Annotated in this window: 17 protein-coding genes and 8 pseudogenes; 14 read left to right on the top strand and 11 right to left on the bottom strand. The window is 61.6% G+C overall.

What is annotated here, in order from left to right; genetic code table 11:
- Window positions 1-61: 61 nt before the first annotated feature.
- Together IVB07_RS31980 and IVB07_RS31985 are read left to right on the top strand one after the other, a co-directional pair.
- Window positions 62-1,003, top strand: a complete 942-nt coding sequence (locus tag IVB07_RS31980; protein WP_247766916.1) for a LysR substrate-binding domain-containing protein — start codon at window positions 62-64, stop codon at window positions 1,001-1,003.
- A gap of 289 nt (window positions 1,004-1,292) precedes the next feature.
- Window positions 1,293-2,813 carry a M81 family metallopeptidase gene (locus IVB07_RS31985; RefSeq protein WP_247766923.1) on the top strand — a complete coding sequence of 507 codons (1,521 nt, stop codon included), beginning with the start codon at window positions 1,293-1,295 and terminating at the stop codon, window positions 2,811-2,813.
- Window positions 2,814-3,114: 301 nt separating this feature from the next.
- Here the strand turns inward: IVB07_RS31985 and IVB07_RS31990 are convergent.
- Window positions 3,115-3,357 (bottom strand): annotated as a pseudogene (locus IVB07_RS31990) (IS256 family transposase); the annotation flags it as partial.
- 256 nt (window positions 3,358-3,613) lie between these two features.
- On the opposite strand from IVB07_RS31990, the pseudogene IVB07_RS31995 reads away from it, so the two are divergent.
- A pseudogene (locus IVB07_RS31995) lies at window positions 3,614-4,770 on the top strand (IS110 family transposase).
- Between the two features lie 38 nt (window positions 4,771-4,808).
- Here the strand turns inward: IVB07_RS31995 and IVB07_RS32000 are convergent.
- The 5 genes and pseudogenes from IVB07_RS32000 to IVB07_RS32020 form a co-directional block, all read right to left on the bottom strand.
- A complete protein-coding gene (locus IVB07_RS32000) occupies window positions 4,809-5,132 on the bottom strand; it encodes a hypothetical protein (protein WP_247766925.1) in 324 nt (107 codons plus the stop codon).
- A gap of 23 nt (window positions 5,133-5,155) precedes the next feature.
- A pseudogene (locus IVB07_RS32005) lies at window positions 5,156-6,196 on the bottom strand (IS256 family transposase); the annotation flags it as partial.
- Window positions 6,197-6,574: 378 nt separating this feature from the next.
- A pseudogene (locus tag IVB07_RS32010) lies at window positions 6,575-7,947 on the bottom strand (IS1182 family transposase).
- Window positions 7,948-8,105: 158 nt separating this feature from the next.
- Window positions 8,106-8,327: pseudogene (locus IVB07_RS32015) on the bottom strand (FAD-binding oxidoreductase); the annotation flags it as partial.
- A gap of 142 nt (window positions 8,328-8,469) precedes the next feature.
- Window positions 8,470-9,621 (bottom strand): Xaa-Pro peptidase family protein, encoded by a 1,152-nt coding sequence (locus IVB07_RS32020; protein WP_247766927.1) that lies wholly within the window; start codon window positions 9,619-9,621, stop codon window positions 8,470-8,472.
- 835 nt (window positions 9,622-10,456) lie between these two features.
- Here IVB07_RS32020 and IVB07_RS32025 point away from each other — a divergent pair.
- The 3 genes from IVB07_RS32025 (at window position 10,457) to IVB07_RS40605 (ending at window position 12,084) form a co-directional block, all read left to right on the top strand.
- On the top strand, window positions 10,457-11,311 hold the full coding sequence (locus tag IVB07_RS32025; RefSeq protein ID WP_247766934.1) for a PLP-dependent aminotransferase family protein: 855 nt from the start codon (window positions 10,457-10,459) through the stop codon (window positions 11,309-11,311).
- Entirely contained in the window at window positions 11,271-11,594 is a 324-nt protein-coding gene (locus IVB07_RS32030; protein ID WP_247766936.1) for a hypothetical protein, read from the top strand. The genes IVB07_RS32025 and IVB07_RS32030 overlap by 41 nt, the downstream gene beginning before the upstream one ends.
- Window positions 11,595-11,877: 283 nt before the next feature.
- Window positions 11,878-12,084 (top strand): ATP-binding cassette domain-containing protein, encoded by a 207-nt coding sequence (locus IVB07_RS40605; RefSeq protein ID WP_276578205.1) that lies wholly within the window; start codon window positions 11,878-11,880, stop codon window positions 12,082-12,084.
- 237 nt (window positions 12,085-12,321) lie between these two features.
- On the opposite strand, the pseudogene IVB07_RS32040 reads toward IVB07_RS40605, so the two are convergent.
- A pseudogene (locus IVB07_RS32040) lies at window positions 12,322-12,884 on the bottom strand (CoA transferase); the annotation flags it as partial.
- 733 nt (window positions 12,885-13,617) lie between these two features.
- On the opposite strand from IVB07_RS32040, the gene istA reads away from it, so the two are divergent.
- The 8 genes from istA to IVB07_RS40800 are packed head-to-tail and all read left to right on the top strand — an operon-like array spanning window position 13,618 to window position 18,464.
- Window positions 13,618-15,102 carry an IS21 family transposase gene (gene istA / locus IVB07_RS32045; protein WP_247766938.1) on the top strand — a complete coding sequence of 495 codons (1,485 nt, stop codon included), beginning with the start codon at window positions 13,618-13,620 and terminating at the stop codon, window positions 15,100-15,102.
- Entirely contained in the window at window positions 15,099-15,911 is an 813-nt protein-coding gene (istB, locus tag IVB07_RS32050) for an IS21-like element helper ATPase IstB (RefSeq protein ID WP_247766940.1), read from the top strand. Before istA ends, istB begins: the two co-directional genes overlap by 4 nt.
- A gap of 31 nt (window positions 15,912-15,942) precedes the next feature.
- Window positions 15,943-16,371: a tyrosine-type recombinase/integrase gene (locus IVB07_RS40370; protein WP_253075633.1), complete on the top strand. Its 429-nt coding sequence runs from the start codon at window positions 15,943-15,945 to the stop codon at window positions 16,369-16,371.
- A complete protein-coding gene (locus IVB07_RS40375; protein WP_253075634.1) occupies window positions 16,368-16,541 on the top strand; it encodes a tyrosine-type recombinase/integrase in 174 nt (57 codons plus the stop codon). The genes IVB07_RS40370 and IVB07_RS40375 overlap by 4 nt, the downstream gene beginning before the upstream one ends.
- A 29-nt stretch (window positions 16,542-16,570) precedes the next feature.
- Window positions 16,571-16,846 carry a hypothetical protein gene (locus IVB07_RS32060; protein WP_247766942.1) on the top strand — a complete coding sequence of 92 codons (276 nt, stop codon included), beginning with the start codon at window positions 16,571-16,573 and terminating at the stop codon, window positions 16,844-16,846.
- On the top strand, window positions 16,794-17,477 hold the full coding sequence (locus tag IVB07_RS32065) for a tyrosine-type recombinase/integrase (RefSeq protein ID WP_247766943.1): 684 nt from the start codon (window positions 16,794-16,796) through the stop codon (window positions 17,475-17,477). The genes IVB07_RS32060 and IVB07_RS32065 overlap by 53 nt, the downstream gene beginning before the upstream one ends.
- Window positions 17,474-17,983: a site-specific integrase gene (locus tag IVB07_RS40795; RefSeq protein WP_346659445.1), complete on the top strand. Its 510-nt coding sequence runs from the start codon at window positions 17,474-17,476 to the stop codon at window positions 17,981-17,983. The genes IVB07_RS32065 and IVB07_RS40795 overlap by 4 nt, the downstream gene beginning before the upstream one ends.
- Complete coding sequence (locus tag IVB07_RS40800) at window positions 17,919-18,464, top strand: tyrosine-type recombinase/integrase (RefSeq protein WP_247766889.1); 546 nt, start codon at window positions 17,919-17,921, stop codon at window positions 18,462-18,464. The genes IVB07_RS40795 and IVB07_RS40800 overlap by 65 nt, the downstream gene beginning before the upstream one ends.
- 144 nt (window positions 18,465-18,608) lie before the next feature.
- On the opposite strand, the pseudogene IVB07_RS32075 reads toward IVB07_RS40800, so the two are convergent.
- The 4 genes and pseudogenes from IVB07_RS32075 to IVB07_RS32090 form a co-directional block, all read right to left on the bottom strand.
- Window positions 18,609-18,773 (bottom strand): annotated as a pseudogene (locus IVB07_RS32075) (hypothetical protein); the annotation flags it as partial.
- Window positions 18,774-18,785: 12 nt separating this feature from the next.
- Window positions 18,786-19,679 (bottom strand): annotated as a pseudogene (locus IVB07_RS32080) (site-specific integrase).
- A gap of 278 nt (window positions 19,680-19,957) precedes the next feature.
- Window positions 19,958-21,196, bottom strand: a complete 1,239-nt coding sequence (locus tag IVB07_RS32085) for an FAD-binding oxidoreductase (protein ID WP_247767822.1) — start codon at window positions 21,194-21,196, stop codon at window positions 19,958-19,960.
- A gap of 488 nt (window positions 21,197-21,684) precedes the next feature.
- A complete protein-coding gene (locus IVB07_RS32090) occupies window positions 21,685-23,151 on the bottom strand; it encodes a M81 family metallopeptidase (RefSeq protein WP_247766944.1) in 1,467 nt (488 codons plus the stop codon).
- Window positions 23,152-23,177 lie beyond the last annotated feature (26 nt).

Here is a 23,177-nt window from a genome sequence, read left to right on the forward strand (position 1 = left end):
TTAGTATTGAATTTCTAGCGCGATCAAACGATTTTTGTTCAACACATCATTCTGAGCTGGAATGACCATGCAAACCCCACGCCGATTTCTTCCGTCGACCGCACTGCTGGCCGCGTTTGAGGCCGCCGCCAGAACGGGAAGCGTCACCCTGGCAGCAAGGGAACTGAACCTCACCCAAAGCGCGGTGAGCCGGCAAATCAAGCTTCTTGAAGAGCAGCTTGGGATCGATCTGTTCTCGCGTGAACGCCAGACCATCCGCCTGACTGCCGCCGGTGACGCCTACGGGCGAGAAATCCGCCAAGCACTGCGTCAGATCACCACCGCTTCCTTCAACCTGCGCGCCAACCCGCAGGGAGGCACGCTGAGTCTCGCCATCTTGCCAACCTTCGGCACGCGGTGGCTCGCGCCACGACTGCCTAGATTTCTGACGTTGAATCCCGGTATCACAATCAACCTTGCGACACGGCTCACCTATTTCGACTTCCGCACCGATGTTTTGGATGCGGCCATCCATTTCGGGCCACCGGATTGGCCCGCCGTCGAAATGGCGTTGCTGCGCTCCGAAAGGGTGGTTCCCGCATGCAGCGCAGAACTCAAGAATCAGTTCGGCTTTCGTGTGCCTGGCGATCTCAAGAAGGCGCCGCTGCTCAGCATCTCGACCCGGCCCAACGCCTGGGACCAATGGTTTTCGGCGCAGAACATCGCTGGAGGATCGGGACAGACGATGTATTTCGACCAATTTGCGACGGCCGCTCAGGCAGCAATGGCAGGCGTTGGCGTAGCACTATTGCCCATTTTCCTGATCAAGGACGAGTTGGCAAGTGGCAGATTGGTTCGCGCGTTCAACCGCCCGATGGAGAGCTCCGAGCGATACTATCTGGTCTGGCCACGAGAACGGTCGACCCACCCCCCGCTCATAGCGTTTCGGGAGTGGCTGCTACAGGAGGCCGCAGCTGACCGGAGCGATGATTCAGATCTGCTACGAAGTCGCCAGAAACCTTAAAGTGCTGCCACCAGGCGGTCGCGTGACCGAACAACGGCCGGTGCAGAAGCAATTGTGCGGCCGAAATCCTTTCTAATTAGTCATATTTTGCAGATTAACTGCGAATTAGCGCGTGTTTTCGAGAAACAAATTTCCAAAGCGGCCGCACTGTCTTGGTATTCGCAATGCACTTGGATTCGCGGCGAACCAATGACTGCAGTCGAGAGACACCAGGTTGGCCAGAGTTACAATCGAACAAGCGCCCAGAGATTGCGGTCTCCTCTCGACAGACTCACTAGAAGAACGACGAATGCCCTTCACAGTTCTCACAGCCGAATTCTTCCACGAAACGAACACTTTCAGCCGCATACCCGCTGACTATGCCTCCTTTGTTGCAGAGTACCTGCATCTCGGCGACGATGCCGTGGCGGCTCGCGGCGAGGCGAATACGCCGCTCGCCGGTTTTCTCGACGTTGGCAAGCAGAACGGCTGGAGCGTGATTCACACCATTAGCGCTTCGGCCGAACCGTGTGGGCCCGTGACGCGGGAGGCCTATGATCGGATTGTCGGCGTGATTATGGCGGGCGCGAGCCAGCACAAGCCCACGCTAAACGGCATATTGCTCGGACTGCACGGTGCGATGGTCACTGAGTTTAACCAGGACGGAGAGGGCGAACTGCTGGAGCGTCTACGTGCGTTGGTTGGGTACGAGTTGCCAATCGGTCTCACGCTCGATCCGCATGCCAACGTGACTCGGAAGATGGCAAAACTTGCAGATATCATTGTGTCCTACAAGACATATCCGCATGTGGACGTGCGCGAATGCGCGAGGCAGGGCGCCGCCATTCTGCAGCGCACAATGACTGGCGACATCAGGCCGGCAACTATTCGCGCTCAACGCCCGATGCTCGAAGAGATCAATGGCGGCCGTACCGACGTCGGTCCGATGCTCGAACGGATCGCCCGGGCGCGTGCATATGAGCAGGAGAAAGATGTTTTTGCCGTTAGCGTCAACGGCGCATTCGGCAATGCCGATATTGAAGAGGTCGGCCCAACAGTGTTGGTGACGGCCCAGGGCGATTTTGCAAGGCATCACGTCTTTGCAGAGGAATTGGTCCATGACATTTGGACGCGCCGCTTCGAGAACCTAAACAGCTATCTGACCGTCGAGCAGGCTGCTCGGCAGGCGAAAGTGTTTGAATTTAAGAGCGGCCCTTTGGTCATTGCCGATTACGCAGACAATCCGGGAGGTGGCGGCTACGGCGACTCAACAAATTTATTGCGCGCCATGATCGAGGCAGACGTCCGCGATGCTTGCTTCGGTCCGATGGTCGACCCGGAGGCCGCAGCAGAGCTGCACCTTCACAAGCTCGGCGATCGTGTAGAAATCCGGATTGGCGGCAAAACCGACCCTCAGATCGGTGGTGGACCGATCCAGGTGGAGGGAACGCTGCAGCTACTTGACGACGGCGATTTCGTGGGCGACGGGCCGATGCTTGGCGGATTGAAGCGAAGCTGGGGCGCGACGGCGGTCCTGCGCGTCGGCGGTATCGATATCCTCGTGACGACCTTTCGTGGACAGATGCTCGACCTGCAACAGTTCCGCTCGTTCGGCATTGATCCAGCCGCAAAGCGCGTGGTGGGGCTTAAATCGATGCAGCACTTCCGCGCCGCTTTTGAGCCAATCGCCGGCGAAGTTGTCCTTTGCGATAGCGGCGCCCTCTGCACGCCTGATCTGAGCGGGCTGCCATACAGACACGTTCGTCGACCTATTTTTCCGCTCGACCGGGACATGGAGTTCCGGGAAAATAACATCAATCGCCCGGAATGATTACTTTCCGGGAAATAAGCCGGCCGAAGTTCTGGACCTTCTAGAGTTTCCGGTCTTATCGTCGACTTCGAAGGGGCAGGCCAAACACGTCGTGCGGAGAGGCCGGTACTCTTGTTGAGAGCGCGGACCGACATGCTCCGAAGCTGAACGGCTCGACGCGCTTGACTCCAAAGGACCCGTTGCATGCCGACGGTCATCCGTGAACGGATGCTGTGCAGTAGAACGTCCAAGTGCGTCGACAAGACCCTTCTGCGGCGAGCGCATTGAGCTATCGCCAAAGTTTGGTGACGGCCGGAGCCGGTCAGGCGGCGGCGGTTATGGGCTGACGGTCGGTCGGCTTGGCGATGACCTCGATCCCATCATTGAATGTCACACCGACAACGAGTTTTGGCAACTGGTTGTGGCCATCGAGACGACGCCAGCTTCTCTGCGCGGCCTCGAGCAGTTTGAAGACCATCGCGAGTGCCGTCTTGTTGGACAGGCAGCCCTTCGATCGGATGGTGCGGTGGCGAACGGTGGCGAAGGTGCTTTCGATGGGGTTGGTAACCGGTATGAGATTTCCGGTGCCAACGTTCCGCTGCGGTGTTCTGCGTCGTGGCGTATGTGCGACCATCGGGACAGAGGCACCGGGAGCACGATGTGCGGGCAGGCCGATGCATACGATGAGCCGAGAGCTCGAGTTAGTAGCTGGCCGCCTCTGCGACTCGCCCGGTTGCGCTGGGAGCGCGAATCCGTAGTTGTCGTGTCGCCCGCAGCTCCCGTCATATCAACAGGAGGTGCAAATGCGACGGGTGATTGGCATCGACGTCCACCGAATTTTTGGGGAGGTGGTGTTTTGGGAGGACGGCAGGCTCCGACATGCGGGCCGCATTGATATGACGCGGACTGCGTTGGAGGGATTTGGCAAGACCCTGTTGGCCAGTGATGAGGTGGTGGTCGAAGCGACCGGCAACAGCATGGCGGTATCGCGGGTTCTGGCACCGTGCGTGGCACGGGTGATTATCGCCAATCCGCTGCAGGTGAAGGCGATCGCCCAGGCTCACGTCAAGACCGACAAGATCGATGCCGGCACGCTCGCCAGTCTGCAGGCGGCTGGGTACCTGCCGCAGATCTGGACGCCTGACGCGCAGACGGAACGCAAGCGTCGGCTGGTGGCGCGGCGCTACCAGGTCGTGCGGCATCGCACGCGGCTCAAGAACGAGGTGCATTCGATCCTGCACTCGCACCTGATCCCGAAGTGCCCGCATGCCGATCTTTTCAACGGCCGCGGCCGGGCGTGGTTGGCCGTCCAACCGTTGCCGGACGATGAGCGCGCGGCGATCGATCGGCACGTCCGCGAGCTTGACCGGCTGGCGGAAGATCTGGCCCTGCTCGACCGCGAGATCGCGCAGGACGCCATCGGCGATTCCGCGGTCAACAGATTGATGACGATCACCGGCGTCAACTTGGCGGTCGCTGCCGGCATCATGGCGGCGATCGGCGACATCAGCCGGTTCAACAGCCCGCAGAAGCTGGTGAGCTATTTTGGGCTGAACCCGCGGGTACGGCAGTCCGGACTGGGCACCGCCCATCACGGCCGCATCAGCAAGATCGGCCGCAGTCACGCGCGCGCCATGCTGGTCGAGGCGGCCTGGGCAGCGGCCAAGGCGCCTGGTCCGCTGCATGCGTTTTTCGTGCGCATCCGCGCCCGGCGCGGCCATCAGATCGCCGCGGTGGCCGTGGCCCGGAAGCTCACCGTGCTTTGATGGCATTTGTTGACGAAGGGCGAGGATTACCTGTGGGCGCGCCCGGCACTGGTCGCCATTAAGACCCGCGCGATGCAGCTTCAACCGGACATCCGCAACAGAAAGGCAGCCGGCGTGGGCCAGCGTATGCCTACAACATCAAGGCATTGCGCGACCGCGAAATGTTGATTGCCGCACAGGCGGAGCAAAGCTACGAGCGCTTGGTGAGGTAATGGAAACCACGGCGGCCAAAAACCGGCGCGCGGGCGCCTCAGCTCGGCAAGACAAAATAGGGCAGCCTGGTGGCGCTTGCAGCCGATGCGCCACGCTTCGCCACGAGGTCGCCCGCGCCCACCCAGGATAATCCCGCCTGACGGCAAGTGCCAGCCAGGAATGCAGTCCCGTTCCACGCCAGCATGCCGCCGTGCTCGGGCCGGTCAAGGCCAAGCCTTGCGGTGGCCGCAAATGCGGCCAGCCTTGACCGCCCCTGAGCGCGGCGGCTGCGAGATCGATGGCCGGGACGGAAGAATGGCCCGCGGCGCAGCCGAACAAAAGAATGGACGTACGCGAGTTCTGCAATCGTCATCTCGGTCATGAAAAAAATCGCTTGCCCATCTCATCCGTCGTCCGCAAGTGTTTCCAGTGCTCGGCCGGGAAGTCGTAGAACGCCAGTAGCGTGTCTCGATCCTTGCTCAGGCAATCGGCGGCCTTCTCGTACTTCAGCGCGTAGCTCTCGATGAAGGCGTCGAGCGCCAGCTCGGCGGCGAGCTTCGTTTCAGCCATCCAGATCTCCTGCAACGCGCGTTTGGCCTTCGGCTGCTGGCTCTTCGGCAACTTGGCGAGCACGTTGGCGGTCTTGTGCACCCAGCAGCGCTGCTCGCGCGTTTTCGGCCAAACCTCGCCGGCCGCCTTCCCGAGTGCGCCATCGGCGATGGTAAGCTGCGGCGCCACGTCGAGCCCGCGCCGCTTCAGATCGAGCAGCAGATCGCGCCAGTCCTGCGCGCTCTCGCGGGCGCCATCGGTGAAGCCGACCAGTTCCTTGCGGCCTTCCGGGGTCGCGCCGATCAGCACCAGGATGCACTGCTTTTCGTCTTCGAGGCGCGCTTGAAGATGGATGCCATCGGCCCAGATGTAGACGTAGCGCTTCGCCGACAGATCGCGCCTCTGCCACGCGGCGTGCTCGTCGAGCCAGCCATCCTTCAGGCGACCGATGGCGGATGCCGACAACCCGGCAGCATCCTTGCCGAGCAGCGCAGCCAGCGCCTCAGAGAAGTCGCCGGTCGAGATACCCTTCAGGTAAAGGATCGGCAGCAGCGTCTCGATCGACTTCGACCGGCGCATGTAGGGCGGCAGGATCGACGGCGAGAACCGGATGCGGCCAGGATCGGCGGCGTCCGCTTCGCGATCGCGTACACGCGGCTGGCGGACGGCGACCGGACCGATGCCGGTCATCACTTCGCGCTCCGGCAGGTGACCGTGGCGGACGACGCGCTGGTGGCCGTCCCGGGTCTTCAAATCGGCATGCTGGCCTAGAAAGTCTGCAACCTCGGCCTCGACCGCCTGGGCCAGCAGGGCACGCGCTCCATTGCGCAAGACTTCTGTGAGTTGATCGTCGAAGATTCCTGGCTGAATCAGATGGATGACGTTATCGTTGGACACGGCATATCGCTCCTTCGGTGGAGAAGTGGAGGCGTCAAGCACCCCCACGATATGCCGCCTTTCCGATTCCCGCCGTCACCAACTTTGGGCGATAGCTCGAGCGCATTTGCTGGATTGTTCAGGGTCATGGGACATGGCTGCTGCCGTCCGGGGGGCCGCGTTGCTACTGCAGCGCGGGGACAACCTTTCTGAGCAACACGTTCCAGTTCAGCGGTTGTTCCGGATGACGTCTTCCAACTGCATCGGCGAGTCGCCCTGTCCGGTTGAGCGTCTGATTGTGTTGCAAAACTCGTTTCTGACTTGGGGGCGAGCTTGGCTTTGGAGTTTCGGCGGTTTTTTTGGTACGGGGTGTCGGCGGTTTCCGTTTTGCGGCGGATTTCAGCACGCGACTGCCAGTTGTGGCGGGGGACGGCAGATTAGCTTGGCCAGCCGCCTCAGGTTCTGCGCGGTGGGTGTGAGCAGCACTTCGTCCCTGGCGCCATTCAGGCCCGCAGCCGAAGCCGGTCGAGCCTGAGAATGCGTTTCATATGAGCAAAACGCATCTCGACCTTTTTGCGCTCGCGGTGCGATTGCTCGAAGGCTTCCGTATTGGCCAGCGCACGGACATGATCGCGCACATCTTCGTTGACGTCGCGGGTAATTTTGCGCACGACCGCCGTCGTGCATTTGGGCTTCAAGGCGCAGCCAGAGCAATCGCTCCTGCTGGCCCTGTAGTAAACGATGTGACCTTGATCGATGTTGCCGGTGCTGGTCAGTTCCGCGCCACCCGGGCAAACATAGACATCGCGCTTTTTGTCGAAGACGAAGTCCGCTCGGCTAAAGGTGCCATCGGGGCGTGCCGACTTGTCCCACACCGGAACGTGCGGCGTGATGTTGCGATCCACCAGCCATTTGAGCAGTCTGACCGCGCCGTAAGCCGTATCGCCTGCCAACCTTTTGAGACGCAGATCGAAGCGACGCTCAACACGGTCCACCATGATCTGGGTGACAGAAATCTCAACCGCACGGTTCGCGCGCGTGCCTACCGCATCGAGGATGATCCCGGCCTTGTTGTCGATCAGATAGTTCGCATCATAAGCAAAGAATGGATCCACGCCCGGCCTCGTAACCCATGTTGCTTGCGGATCGGTGAGCGAGACTTCCTTGGGAGGCTTGCGGCGACGGCTGCCTTCACTCGAGCCGCCCCCGTCTTCATCGCAGTCATTATGGCGGCATCAAGCGCTGCGATGTACTCGCGAACCGCATGGGATGCTTCCTCCGCCTTTGGCCAGGTAATAGGCTGGTCGCCGGGAAGTCGCCTAGTCTTGTTCACATCTGCCTTGATCAGGCTCGCATCGACTGAGAACGCTTCGCCTCCGACCAGCCCCGCCGAAACACACAGCGCCATTACACGCTCAAAAACCCGGCGTAAGGCATCGCTCTCACGGAAGCGTTCGCGCCACGCCCGGCAAATCATCCTCGATGCCGAGCTTGCAAAACCATCTATAAGCCAGATTGACCTGGACCTCGGCGCAGAGCCGACGCTCGGAACGAAGTGCAAATACGTAGCCCAAGACCAGCATCCGGATCATGAGCACCGGATCAATCGAAGGCCGGCCAGTGTGGGAGTAGAATGGAGCGAGCTCGTTGTGCACCCAACTCAGGTCCAGAAAACCGTCGATTTGTCGTACCAGGTGATCAACCGGCACCACCTTGTCGAGAACAAAGGAGTAAAAGAACTGGCCCTGACCGCTCTCCTGCCGCCCTAACATCCGCTGCTCCCGAAATGCCGCCTCAAACCAACGGAATCACGGTTCGCGAGTCGCCTCAACCGGAGTTTTGCAACACAATCAAGTCTGGCAACGGACGCGTGCCACTCCACTCGAAAGCGTTCGACGCGAAATGGAGCCGGGCCGCAGACGGTCTCGGTGCCGGTGATCAGCTCCGCGATTAGCCGGCCCGTCACTGGGCCGAGCGTGAGCCCGTGATGCGCATGCCCGAATGCGAACCACATATCGCTATGACGCGGCGCAGGGCCAATGATCGGAAGCATGTCGGGAGTAGAAGGTCGGCAGGCCATCCATGGTTCGTCGTCGAGGCACGCGCCGAGCGGAAATAACGTGGCGTTTGCACGTGCGATCACCGCGTGTCGCGTTGGCTCTGGCCACCAGTAACGCCGTGGCCGATCGCGTGTTTTTCCAGCGGGCCGCTTCGTTGGGTCTTACATTAACGCTGTCGTCGCCTTACAATAATGAAGAGACGCGTGGGTCAAGATTAGCCAGACAATGGGGCAATCAAGCCACGTTCCTTGCTAATCTCGCGCTTTCATTGCTCGAAAAGAGCCGACGTTCCACCTTGCCCAACCTTTCGCCGCCATTCGGACCGACTAGGACTGTGTCGCTGATGGCAATGCCTCCGGCTGAGGTATACATATGGAAGACCATTCCCTCTTCCAGCACCCATTCAGAACTGGGAAGAAAGACCCAAGTAAAGTCGCTGGCACGCATCGCTCTGTGTGAATAGTAGCCGACTGTATAGCCCGTTATGTTCGTGTAGTCTTGACGAATGCCCGAGTCCAGCGCGCCCAGCCGCATTATGCCATCCACATCCTTCGCGATCGCCCCGGGCTTCATAGCCACAATCTGCTTGTCTTGCAGTTCGATCATCTTCCTCGATAGGACGTCCAACTCTGGCGGAATGTCGCCCAGGACAACACAGCGGATCAAGCGCGAGGTGTAGCCGTTGACGCGCGGAATGAGTTCAAGGTGAAGCACGTCCCCTTTCTGGAGTGCCGTGTCGTGAACATGTCCGTGCAAGAAATCCCAACCTTTGCCGACAGTAACGACAGGGCTAGTGCCGTCGCCTCCGTAGCGGAGGGTGGCTTCAACGACCATTCGGAGCGCTTCCCGTTCCGTCAAGCCCGACTCCGCGGCTGTCACGATCTCCTGCATCACGGCGTCATTGATAGCAGCGCCCTTGCGCAGTTTTTCAAGTTCAGCCTTCGACTTTAACTTGCGCATCTTCCAAGGCAATCCGTCGGCATCGACGAATTGGACATGCGGCAACTCGCGCTTGAGGGCCTCGAACGTCTGGACCGTGAGCGCGTGGCTCGTCAGGTCAATGCCGATACGCGCGCGATCGTAGCCGCGTTGTCGAATCTTCTCTGCAATTGCAGTGACCGGGTCTTTCCAGTCGGGATAGCCGACGATGTCCTTGATCGAGGCACGCTCGCTCAACGGCGCGACGTCCACTGTTCTCAGCACAAAGAACGCTTCGCCTTCAGCGGGAATAAAGCCAGCACGGTAGAAACTCACCGACACCTCGTAGTTGAAGTAGTAGGCAGTCGCTTCACAATCATCAATGAGCAGCAGATCGAGGTTGCGAGCACGCAGCTCGGAGCGCAGCCGCTCCACTCGGGCTTGGATCTCACTATTTTCAGAAGGCATACGTGCTCCATCTTTGGCTGAACTGCTGTATCACACTAGGAGCGCGAGCGTGTGGTTTGGCAGCGCATTTGTCGCATCTAGATAGCTTTCCTGCAATCAAGGCCTCATTCTGCAGGATTGCGCGATAACCGACGTAAACTCTTGAGCATTGGGCCTGGCGAAATCGATCGTTGGCACCGTCCAACCAGACGAGGGCCTAGGCTAAGCCGGCGGCCGGCCTTTAGATCGACGGCTTCTACGACCCGGGGCAGCATCATTCGATGCTCGTTATCTCAGTCCCGTTCAGTTCGATGGCTGGCCGGACAAACAGAGAATCGTTATCCGCTAATGCGAAGCGACTACGCTCTGGCATGGCGGGAATTTGTGCGGCAGTATGCGCCAGGGTTGGCTCGCGCAGGATGTACAACACAGCATTGAGCACCCGACGCAATTCATATATACGAGGGCGGCCGCAGCAGGTTGCGGGAGCAAGGAGAGGCGCCACGATCGCCCACTCCGCTTCACCGTGTCATAAAGCCTTGGCTGTCATGCCCCTTCAGAGGCTCGATTCGATATTCAAGACATTCTCCGGCAGCGAATACAGAACGTGGCTAAGCCACCACACCGTTGAACCGCCGCTTCCTCAATGTGTGGGCATCACTCATCTTCCGCCATAGCTCTAATCAGGCGAGCCATAGCGCTCAGGCATAGCTGATAGCGGTCGACAAACTCTCCATTTGCGGGACCCCAAGCTGCTACTATTCAGGCCGCTTGCAATGGCCCGCGACCTAAGACGGTCGGGCGAACTGGGCGTTCAGCCGTCGGGGATGGAAGCCCTTCATGATAGGGAGCGACCATGTTTGACCGGATCAATTTCGCGCGCGGTGTCCCAGCGGAAGCCGCATTCCCGCGCGCTCAAATTAAGGCCTGTGTGGAATCCCTTGCTTCAAAGCCTGACGTAGCCGCCTTCCAGTACGGCCCTTCGACCGGCCCCTTGGGAATTCGGGAATGGTTGGCCGATTATCATGGCGTCAGCTTGGAAAATGTCATGGTCGGTGATGGGTCCGTTGCGCTGTTCGACATATTGTGCCGGATTTGGCTGAAGAAGGGGCAGACGGTTCTCGTCGAAGAACCCTGCTACGATCGGATCCTTCATCTGCTGCGCTACTACGGCGCGAACATCATTAACGTTGGGATGGACAACGACGGTCCTTCCATTGAAGCCTTAGAAGCGGCCGCCAAGGCTTCGCCGCTCTTCTTCTACACAGTTCCTGACTTCCAGAATCCGTCGGGATGCGTGTGGTCGGCCGAAAAGCGCCACCATCTGGTGAGCCTCGCCAGACGAGGCAACTTAAGATCGTGGAGCCCTTACCTTCTGCTCCGCTACAAGGGAGCGCAGCAGCCTTCATTTTTGGAAATCGGGTCGGACGTCACTGTCCAACTTAATTCTTTCTCGAAGATCATTTCGCCAGGACTACGGACGGCTTACCTCATCGCATCACCGGAAACCATCGCGGCTGCAAGCAAGACGGCAGAAAACACCTATGTCACTCCATGCAATTTCGCTCTATCAGTTGCAGGCGAATGGCTCCGCCGCGGGTATCTACCCGAGCAAGTCGCGGGTCTGAAAAGCTTGTATTGGCCCCCGGGCAGAGGCAATGGTTTCGGCCTTGGAGGAGTTCATGCCCTCCCATCGTTTTGCCAAGCCTGAGGGCGGATTCTTCGTTGGCGTGACGTTGTCGGATCCTGTGGATCCGGAGCAACTGCGGACGCAGGCGAGGATTGCCGGTGTCGACCTCTCCGATGGTGCGGGCTTCTTTCTCAACGCGCAGCCGGCACCGTTTCTGCGTTTGCCGTTTTGCTCGATGGATGAAGACACCGCGCGGTGCGGCGTTCGCACGCTCGCGACGGTCATCGAACGCTCCTCGCCACGAGATCAGCATCGCGGACGTCCGTCGCCGATATCCCGGCCGAAGCAGCCCGTCCGAACATAGCGAACATTGACTTGGGAGGACAGGCCCTGGCCGACAAGACGGTCGATTCTGGCATTGATGCGGTGTCCGGCATCGCGCCGGTCGCATCGAAATCCGCGCGAAGGACCTAACTACAGTCCGTCCGTATCGCCGAAACGTCGATACGGTATTTCAGCACTATGTGATCTTTCCGCATCTAAAGGTATTCGAAACGTTGCATTAGGGCTGCGCCGTCGCAAGCAGCCGAAGAACGATGTCATCGAGGCAAACGCCATAGGAGCGTACGGCGAGTCAACGCGATCTCTTGCACGACTGCCTGGCTAGGCAACTTTCTGGCGGTCAACAGCAGCGGGTTGCCACCGCGAGAACGCTCGCGATCGAACCGGAGGTGCTCCTGCTCGACGAACCGGTCTCCAATCTCGACGCGAAGCTACGCCGCGACGTGCGGCGCGAAATCCATGGCCTGCAGCGTGATCTCGGGATCCGTGACAATCATGGTTGTTCCCCATGATCAAGATGAGGCATTGAGCCTCGGGATGGCCAAATGATGATGGCCAAGGGCAAGGTCCAGCAAATTGGATCACCAAGGGAAAATAAGAGACGCCAGGAATCTCTTCGTCCCAGGCTTATCGCCGCGCGAATCTCCTCGCGGCGCAAGTCAAGGCGACGACGAGTTCGTTGCCAAAGAGGGAGCAGTCACGCCCCTTGATTCGCGAAAGTGTCGGCCACAACCGCGTCCGTCCTCGATGCGCCCGCGCGCGACGTTGCTCGAACGGCGCTCGTCGGTCTCCAGTTCCGGCCGGCGCAGAAATTCGGCGGCGAACTTCACCCATTCCCGGTCGCTCTGGATCGAGATCAGGCTCTGCCTGCCTTCGCTGCTCGAGAAGACGCCATAAGGCGCGATAGAGGGATGGGCGAGGCCGAGGCGCCTGGGCGGCTTGCCGCCTTGCTCATGCAGCAGCGGCACAGTCGGCCAGTCGGCCATCACGTCGAAGATCGAGAGACGGATCGAGGATATCGGCCCCCTCGCCGGTCATTCCGCGCGCGATCAGAGTCTCCAGGATCGCGGCACGGGCTGTCGCGCCCGTGGCAATATGTCGACGATCGAGATGCCGAAGCGCGCCGGCTCTTCTGACCCGTTGGTGATTGAGGAGAAGTCCGATTCCGCCTGGATCAGCAGTCGTATGCCTTTCGATCGGCGTAAGGGCCGCTCTCCTCATAGCCGCTGATCGAGCAGATGACGAGCCGCGGTTGATCCTTGCGTAGCGCTTCGGGTGCGAAGCCGAGGCGTGCCAGCCCACCGGGCTTTAAAGCGGGATGGGGTTAAGTTGAATCGATTTGGGATTGAACGAAGCCGCTGTCGCGGCGTGGGTGGCGAGGTGGCGTAGATCGCCTCCTGACTGAGAGGATGTGGTGTTGGAGCCCCGCTCAGCCAGGAGTATTGAGATGGCCGATTTGAGCCCTCTTCGCCCTTCGACGCGACCTTGATACTTTGCTCACTGGGCTCGCCGACACAGCGATCCTACATCAGTGCGGTTTCGAAGTTCAGCCGCTATTTTGGCAAATCTCCGGATCGGTTGGACGCTGGCCATGAAATGCCGGTCGAGACCAGATGTACCTGGAAGGCGCGGACGTCTTCCAGCCCCCGCAAGGGTGCCATATCGGTCCTGGTCTAGGTCTCGTCGAACACCAGCCGCTCAGCTTTACTTCGCCATGTTGGCCTGGATGCCACAAGGATGGCGCCGTTCCGGCCTACGCTCATTGGCAGCTTGCCGACATGCCCCGGTATCTATCGACCAAGCAGGTCTCGACCGGCTGATTGCGGCGCGGCAATCAGGATGGAAGTGCAGCGTCAATCAGGATGAGAGAGCTTCGCCGGGCTCGTGACGCAGGGAGGGCGTAGCCCGACCGGAGTTACGAGCCCGGCGACGGCGCGATCCGAGCGGACCGCGCCGTCTGGTGATCGCGGCTGGCCGGTGATGGATGGTTCTTCTCGCCAAAGAGGAATCACCCGTTGCCAGGCTGCCATGTCACCGATCACCAGATGAGGCTCTACATGAAGTTCCGTCAAACCAATTCGCCGCCAGAGGCGGCCGCGAAGGCGTCGTTCAGTTCGTCGACCGCTTATCGGCTCGAGAAGGATCTGCGCCTTCCGTCGCAAAAGAAGACACCGCGGCAAAGGCGGCGGCCGGATCCCTTGGCCAACGTCTTCGGCCTGGAGGTCGTGCCGATGCTGAAGGCGGCTCCCGGCGTGCGGCCCGTGGCCATCTTCGAGGAGATGCTCCGACGCCATCCTGAGCTGGGGGCTGGAATCCGCCGCACGCTCGAGCGCCGGATCCGCGCCTGGCGGGCGATCCACGGCGAGGAGCAGGAGGTCATCTTCCGCCAGACCCACGAAGTGGGCCAGGTCGGCCTGTCCGACTTCACCGATATGGGCGAGCTTGGGGTCGCCATCGCTGGCGTGCCGCTCGATCATCGCCTGTATCACTTCCGGTTGGCCTATTGCGGGTTTGAACACGCCCATGTCGTGCTCGGTGGCGAGAGCTTCGTCGCATTGGCCGAAGGGCTGCAGAATGCCCTGTGGTCGCTCGGTGGGGCACCGCGGGAGCATCGGGCCGACAGCCTGTCGGCCGCCTTCTGCAATCTCGATCGCAATGCGAGGGACGATCTGACCAGGCGGTACGAGGACCTCTGCGCCCACTACGGCATGCGGCCTTCCCGCAACAATCGCGGCATCGCCCACGAGAACGGGGCGATCGAAAGCTCGCATGGCCATCTCAAGCGCACGATCGCCGATGCGCTGCTGTTGCGCGGCACTGCCGACTTCGATGATCTCGCCGCCTATCGCGGCTTCATCGACGAGATCGTCAGCCGCCGTAATGCCCGCAACTCCAAGCGGATCGACCACGAGCGCGCCACCCTGCAGGCGTTGCCAGATCGCCGCACCTCGGACTACGAGGAGGTGATTGTCCGCGTGACGTCAAGCGGCGGCTTCACCTTGCGCAAGGTGTTCTACACCGTGCCGTCGCGTTTGATCGGGCACCAACTGCGGGTGCGCCTTTACGACGATCGTCTCGACGTGTTCGTCGGCGGCACCCATCTCGTCACCCTGCCGCGTGGGCGGCCGCATTCCAACGGCAAGCACGACCAGGTCGTCGATTATCGGCACGTGATCCATTCCTTGCGGCGCAAGCCAATGGCGCTGCTCAATCTCGTCTACCGTGATCGGCTGTTCCCGCGCGATGCCTATCGCCGAACCTTCGATTGCTTGCGCGAACGGCTGCCGGACAGGAAAGCCTGCCGGATCATGGTCGATCTGCTCGCACTGGCCCATGAGCGCGGCTGCGAGGCCGAACTCGCCGATCAGCTCGCGACCGAGCTTGATGCCGGCCGACTGCCCGACCTCAACCGGCTGCGCGCTTACTTCTCTCCCGATCCGGCCTGCGTGCCGCACGTCGTGGTGCAGCTCGCACCGCTCGCCACCTATGAGTGCCTCATCGGTGCCGGCGAGATCGGAGGTGCCGCATGAGCACGGCCAACACCATTGACACCGCGCGCCTCAATCTATTGCTCAACGAGTTGCGGCTGCCAGCCAACAAGGTGCTGTGGCCGCAATTTGCCGAGCAGTCCGACAAGGAAGGCTGGCCGGCGGCCCGCTTCCTCGCCACCATTGCCGAGCACGAGATCGCCGAACGCGGCCGCCGCCGCGTCGAGCGCCATCTCGTCGAGGCGCGGCTGCCCGCTGGAAAGACCTTCGACAACTTCGACTTCGAGGCTGTGCCGATGATCTCCAAGGCACAGGTGACCGCGCTCGCCGCCGGCGATGGTTGGCTCGGCAAGGGCGCCAATCTGCTGCTGTTCGGCCCGCCCGGCGGCGGCAAGAGTCACTTGGCGGCAGCCATCGGCCTGGCCCTTATCGAGAACGGATGGCGCGTCCTCTTCACCCGCACCACCGATCTCGTCCAGAAGCTCCAGGTGGCGCGGCGCGAGCTCAATCTCGAGGCCGCCATTAACCGCCTCGACCGCTTCGACCTCCTGATCTGCGATGATCTTGCCTACGTCACCAAGGACCAGGCCGAGACCAGCGTGCTGTTCGAGCTCATCAGCGCTCGCTACGAGCGGCGTTCCATGCTGATCACCGCCAATCAGCCCTTTGGAGAGTGGAACAGGGTCTTCCCGGATCCTGCTATGACGCTCGCCGCCATCGATCGCCTCGTTCACCACGCCACCATCGTCGAGATGAACGTCGAAAGCTATCGCAGGCGCACCGCGCTCGAGCGGAAGCGTGGTCCAGGGCGACCATCCTCGCACGCGACACCAAAAACACTCGCTGATTGACGCTCCGCGACAATCAGAGCGAACAAAACTCTTGCGCGCGACAATCATCGCGGCAATCATCACCTCGCCGCGACACCGACTCGCCATCCTGATTGTCGCGCGCTTCCCATCCAGATTGTCGCGCTATAGGCTGATCGCTGCCTGTGACGGCGATGCCGGTGCGCGCCGGCGTGATCGTGCGATCGTACTTTTGTTGGTGCGACTCGGCCTGAGGGTCGGTGACGTGGCGCAACTGTGTCTCACTGATATCGAGTGGCAAACGGGATCGCTGCGGGTCTGCGGCAAGTCGCGGTACGAGGTCCGGCTGCCGCTACCACAAGACGTCGGGGATACGATCGCCGCCTATCTCGAATGCCGGCCGTCTACCCGCCGGAACGATGTCTTGTTCCTGCGCACGATCGCGCCGTGCGGCCATTCCGACGAGGCGACGGCATCTCGTCGGTGGTTAAGCGTATCATGAAGCGGGCCGACATCGTGCCGCCGGTCAAAGGGGCCCACGCTCTGCGGCACACCGCGGCGACCGAGATGCTGCGCCGCGGCGTGCCGCTCGACAGCGGCCTCGTCCTTCGGCATCGCGGCATCGACACGACGGCCTATTACGCAAAGGCCGACGTCGCGCTGCTGAAGTAGGTTGCTCAGCCCTGGCCGGAGGCGCTCTGATGCTCGACGCCATCGAGACCTATCTCGCGCTCCGCCGCACCACGGGCTTCGCGATGTCGACCGCGGAGTACCTGCTGAAGAGCTTTGCCGCCTTCGCAGCCGAGCGCGGACAAACGTACGTCGAGACAAAAACAGCGATCGACTGGGCCGCGCTCGGACCATCCGTCGCGCAACGCGATGCACGGCTAAAGAGCCGTCTGTCGCTTCGTACGCCATGTCTGGGTGGAAGACGTCGGGCACGAGCTGCCGCCGGCAAATCACTTCGGCGCCCGTAAGAAGCGTCGCACGCCGCACATCTACACGACAGACGAGATCAGTCGGCTGGTCGAAGCTGCGCTGCGGCTTCGGCCGATGCGCGGATTGCGCCAACACACGCAAGCGATCTTGATCGCGCTGCTCTCATCCACCGGGCTCAGGATCTCCGAAGCCCTGAAGCTGACGATCGCGGACGTGACCCGCGACGGTCTGCTGATCCGCAAGACCAAGTTCCGCAAGACGCGACTGGTGCCGCTGCACGACATGGCGCCCGCCGGCTTGCAGCGATACCTGGCACGCCGTGGGCCTGGCTCAGACGATGATCCGGTGTTCATCGACAAGCGCAATCGGCCGCTACGCTACATTGCCGTCAAGGAGACCTTCGACAGGCTGGTCGACAAGGCTGGCATCAGATCGACGTCGGCTCGCCGTCCTCGCCTGCACGATCTGCGGCACACGTTTGCGGTGCGCGCGCTGCGAGGCAGCCCGACCGGCCGAGGCCGGTGCGGGGCACACATGGCGGCACTCGCGACCTACATGGGTCACGTCAACATCTACGCGACCTACTGGTACCTCGAGGCCACGCCCGACCTCTTGCGCGATGTCGCCACGGCCGGCGAAGCGTTTATGTCCGAAGGGAGGTCATCATGACGCCGATCGCTCCCCTCATCGAGACGTTCCTGCGCGACACATTCGCTTGCCAGCGGGGCGCCAGCCGGCACACGCGGGACTCCTATGCCTCGAGCTTCCAGCTGCTGTTCGTGTTCGCCGCCGACCGGCTCAAGGTCAAACCATCGGCGCTGACGCTCGAGCAGATCGATGCCGGGCTCGTCAGCGCCTTCCTCGAGCATCTTGAGGACGAGCGCAAAAACGCGGCCGTGACGCGCAACGTTCGCCTGGCGGCGATCAAATCGTTCTTTCGCTTCGTCGAGTACCGGCAGCCGGCAGCGCTCGAGCGCAGATCCGCCGTGTACTGGCGATCCCGTTCAAGAAAACTGACACGCGCCTGGTGCCCTACCTTCTGCGCGAAGAGCTCCAAGCCGTGCTCGACGCCCCGATCCGGCGACCCGCGATGGCATCCGCGATCGCGCAATGCTGCACGTGGCCGTCTGCGCAGGGCTGCGCGTCTCCGAGCTGACGGGCCTCAAGGTCGATGACATCGACCTGCCTTCGATGAGCATCCGCGTGCTCGGCAAGGGACGCCGGGAGCGGACGCTGCCGTTGTGGAAGCCGGCGGCCGCTGCACTGCGTGCCTGGCTGGCCATCCGCGGGCAGGTCGCGACACCCGAGGTGTTCGTCAACGCCCGCAGTGAGCCGCTGAGCCGATGGGGCTTTGCCTATCTGCTCAGGCAGCACGCCGCGACTGCGGCTCGCAAGCAACCCGGTCTCGCCAGGAAACGCGTCTCGCCCCACGTGCTCAGGCACACCTGCGCGATGGTCGTTCTGCAAGCGACCGGGGACATCCGGAAGGTGTCGCTGTGGCTGGGCCACGCTACGCTGACGACCACCGAGGTCTACACGCGCGGCGATCCGACCGAGAAGCTCGATGCGATGGAGGCGATCGTGCCGCCCCACCTGCGGCGCGGCGTCTTCCAGCCCACCGACCAGCTGATCGAACTCCTCAGGCGTACCTCGTAATGGAGAGCTCGAGCGCGGCAATACACAGGACAATACGGTGATCGCGATTGCCAGGTCCCCATTACCGGCTTTGCCCATAAGGAAGGAATTATAGGCGATGCGGGTCGTGCCGCAGTCGTCGCAAGCCTCCATATGGCCGCCGAGCGCCTCGATTCGGCACGCAACGATCGCGCTCATCACACGTCGCTCGACGCGACCGAGATGACCGGTATGCAAACGGCGATAGGCGTCGCGATGCCGGCGCAGGACATTGGCGATCTCGATGGCGGGTCTGTGCGGGCGGACGTCGGGGCGGGCCATAACCCGCATCCCGACGCGCTGTCACCCCGATGGCGTCACCTCCAGCGACAGGCGGTCGAGCGGGCCCTGCGTCGCCCGGATCGTATGGGCGACCTGCGTATAGCGCGCCGTCGAAGACAAATTATTGTGCCCGAGCAGGACCTGAATGATCCGGATGTCGGTTCCGTTCTCCAGAAGATGCGGCAAAGCTGTGGCGCAGCGTGTGCAGCGTGACGCGCTTAGTCAGACCCGCAGCCTTCACCGCCGACCGGCAGGCGGCGTGCAACACGGTCGGATCGATCGGGTGATCTTGGTCACGCCCGGGAACAGATAAAGCCGCGGCCGGGCGAGCCGCCAGTAGGTGCGCAGGATGCCAAGCAACTGGGGCGACAGCATCACGTTGCGATCCTTCGCGCCTTTGCCGTGGCGCACCTGGATGACACCGCGGGCGCCATCGATGTCTTCGACCCGCAGTCCCGCGACCTCGGAGGCCCTTAGCCCGGCCGCATAGGCGGTGGAGAGCGCGGCGCGGCTCTTCAGGCTCGACAACGCCTCGAGGAATTGCACGACTTCGTCGGCGCTCAGCACCACCGGTAGCTTGCGGGGTTCTCGGGCATAGGGAATGCGCTCCGGGATGAGCGCCTCGCCGAGCGTGACGCCGTAGAAAAACCGTAGCGCACAGGCGATCTGGTTCAGCGCTGGCCATGAAATGCCGGTCGAGACCAGATGTACCTGGAAGGCGCGGACGTCTTCCAGCTCCAGCCGATCCGGAGATTTGCCAAAATACCGGCTGAACTTCGAAACCGCACTGATGTAGGATCGCTGTGTCGCCGGCGACAGATTGTGGACGGTCATGTCCTCGATCATGCGGCGGCGAAGAGGGCTCAAATCGGCCATCTCAATACTCCTGTCTGAACGGGGCTCCAACACCCACATCCTCTCAGCCAGGAGGCGATCTACGCCACCTCGCCACCCACGCCGCGACAGCGGCTTCGTTCAATCCCAAATCGATTCAGCCTGCCCTCATCGCGCTTTAGCTGGATTGTTCAGGGTCATGGGACATGGCTGCTGCCGTCCGAGGGGCCGCGTTGCTACGGCAGCGCGTGGACAACCTTTCTGAACAACACGTTCCAGTTCAGCGGTTGTTCCGGATGACCAACTGCATCGGCGAGCCGCCCTGTCCGGTTGAGCGTCTGGCAACGGACGCGTGCCACTCACACTCGAAAGCGTTCGACGCGAAATGGAGCCGGGTCGCAGACGGTCTCGGTGCCGGTGATCAGCTCCGCGATCAGCCGGCCCGTCACTGGGCCGAGCGTGAGCCCGTGATGCGCATGCCCGAATGCGAACCACATATCGCTATGACGCGGCGCAGGCCCAATGATCGGAAGCATGTCGGGAGTACAAGGTCGGCAGCCCATCCATGGTTCGTCGTCGAGGCGCGCGCCGAGCGGAAATAACTCGCGCGCGGCTGGCTCCACCGCGGCGAGCTGCACTGGCGTTTTTGGCGCATCGCGCAATCCCAGCTCAATACCGGTCGTGAGCCGGATGCCGCGTGCCATCGGAGCGATCAGGAAGCCGTTCTCCTCGTCGACCACTGGATGGCGCAACCGCGCGGTCCCGTTGGGGGTGTAGTGCATGTGATAGCCGCGCTTGACCGCGAATGGCACATTGTAGCCAAACATGGACGTAATGCGGTCCGACCACGGCCCCATTGCGATTACCACCGATTTTGCGTGGATCGCTCCCTCCTGGGTATCAACGCGCCATTGCGGCGCGAGCGTGGTCGCATCGCCAATGAAAATGCGACCTCCCAGAGCCTCCAGATGACGCGCGTACTCGCGCACCAACTCCTGCGGGTCGGTAACCGACTCTGCGGCGGTGTAGCGCAATGCGCCGACGACGGCCGGGCTCAGATCGGGTTCGAGCGCGTGCAGGCGGACCGAATCCAGTGCTTCATAGGCAATGCGGAACTCCCGGTACCACTGTTCAGCAGTAAGCAGCTCCTGATCCTGCGCGGCGCGGCTGCGAAAGATCCTGATCCAGCCGTCGCGCCGCAACAGCGCGCTTGCGCCGGCAGCCTCGGCAAGTGCGCGGTGCTCACTCACGCAGTGCTCGATTAACGTGGCGTTTGCGCGTGCGATCGCCGCGTGCCGCGTTGGCTCCGAATGCCACCAGTAACGCATCAGAAACGGCGCTATCTTCGGCAGCGCGCGCGGATGGTATCTTGCGTCAGGCGCTCGGTTGCGCGCGTAATGCAAGAGCGCGCGAGGGGATCGCGGGAGCGCGTAAGGGTAGACGCCCTCGCGCTGGATCAGTCCGGCGTTACCAAGCGAGGTCTCGCTACCAGGAGACTTGAGGTCCACAAGCGCAACTGACCTACCGCGGTTCTGCAAATGTACCGCGACCGAAACACCGACGATGCCCGCGCCGAGCACCAGCACATCGAATTTCATCACCATCGTCAGCTTTCCATCTTTGTGTTCTCAGGTGTGCTTTCTGCTGCGCTAATTTCTCATCGCATGACGCGAACGCGGCAATCTCGACGTGGAGACCAGGTCGAGCCGATTTCCGGCATCCGGCTTTCCGACCGGCTTCACCGCAGGCGCACGACGGGACCGCTCGGGGCAGGCGTTGCAGATCGTCAGCGGCAACTGTACGCAAGTGGGGACTCGGGCACCCCAAACGGTTGAGCTCGTCGGCATAGCCTGTATCGCCCAGGGATATGTTGGCGGTCAGCAGGGGCCACACCCAGCGCTCCGCGAGAAGCGGGTCGGTGGACGTCGCTGGTCTGCGGCCTGACCGACGTGTCGGACGCCCGGCCCGCCAAACAGAAGACAGCCTTGACGGCTACTTGGCTCGCGACGGCATGTAACTGCAGACGCAGAATTTGCCAGACATGATTCTTATCAAACATCGGGGACCGGCTCTCAGTTATCCCTGCTCAAAGGATGAGGCCAGGAGCTGTCTTTTCGTCGAGCGGCCAGATCGGACGGTTGACACGCCTGTAGTGAAGAGTTCGGGAGCCGCCGCTCAAAGCGCCGCCGCTGTCGACGTAGATCACCTTCTTGGCCATAGGACCATAGGCCGCCATAAAATGGTTGCTGGACTTGAGGACCAGGATTTTCTTGGCCATCGGATCGATGCCGACGTTGAGAAAGAGGTCCAGCCCAACGGCCTGCGAGCGATGGCTGACCAGCACCGCCTCAACATCGCCGACGCGCACGGCCGCGCAATCCCCTAGTTGATGCGGTGAGAGGGCGTAACGTTGCCAACAATCTCGCTTGAGCCCCAGCACCGTTACAGTTGCATCGATCGGCGCACCGGACGCGGGACCGATCTTGCCTCCGAAACGCAGCTGAAACTCGGCCCCCTCCTCCGCATCAAAGCAAAGCCGGACCGCAATGGGATCCCAGATCGGCCCCACCGCTACACTCCTGACATCGCGCTCGATGAGACGACGCATGATGGTCGTGTTGTCGGACGGCGCACCGCCGCCCGGGTTGTCAGCCGGATCCGCTATTATGACCGGCGCATCATTGAATTCGATAGCAGCGGTGATTCCGTCCTCGACAGAATAAAACTGCGGCGAAGTCTTGCCGCGCATCGAGACGAGTTCTTCTCCGATCCTGGTGGCGAGCGCGTCGCCTTTCGCCTTGTCCTTGTCCGTGATGACAAGGACGCGGCTGGACATTTCGGGCACGTCGCCATGACCAAAGCCATGGCAGATCGAGATCGAGAGCACGCCCTCCTTACCTTCCATAGCCTTTATCCGGTCCACGAAGTCGCGCATCAGCGGCAGGGTCGTCGGATAGCCCTGGATTTGCCTACAGTCGTAAACCGACATGACCGGTTGCACTTGTCCGCGCAGCGTCTTGAGCACGAAGTCGAGCATTTCCTCGGCCCGCTCCACCACGTCGATATGGGGATATTCCTTATACAGGACGATGATATCGGCAAGCTTCACGCGCTTCAGCGTGAGATGGCAGTGGGGGTCGAGCTCGACCCCGATGACGCATTTCGGACCGACCAGGGCGCGAACCCGCTCTAATATGTCGCCTTCGACGTCTTCATAACCATGCGCTAGCATGGCGCCATGAAGGCCGAGCAACACACCGTCAACCGGCAGAGCCGCCTTAAGCTGGGTCAGGATCTCATCCCGCATGAACTCGTAGGCGCGCCGGCTCGTGCTCCCGGCAGGCTCAGCGGCAAAACAGCTGCCTTCGACGAGAGTGATGCCTTCGGCCGCTGCTCTGCGGCGCGCAACCCAGAGCGGGGCCGTGCACCAGATCGGCATCTCGAGGGGATCGCCTGGCTTCCAGAAGAGACATTCCTTGTAGGAATCAAGACTCGTCGGGAGAGGCGAGAAGGTATTAGTTTCGGTGGCAAGCGTAGCGGCAAAGAGTTTCATGAATATGCGTTCTCACGATTATGTCT

It is taken from the genome of Bradyrhizobium sp. 172, assembly GCF_023101065.1.
GTDB lineage: Bacteria > Pseudomonadota > Alphaproteobacteria > Rhizobiales > Xanthobacteraceae > Bradyrhizobium > Bradyrhizobium canariense_D.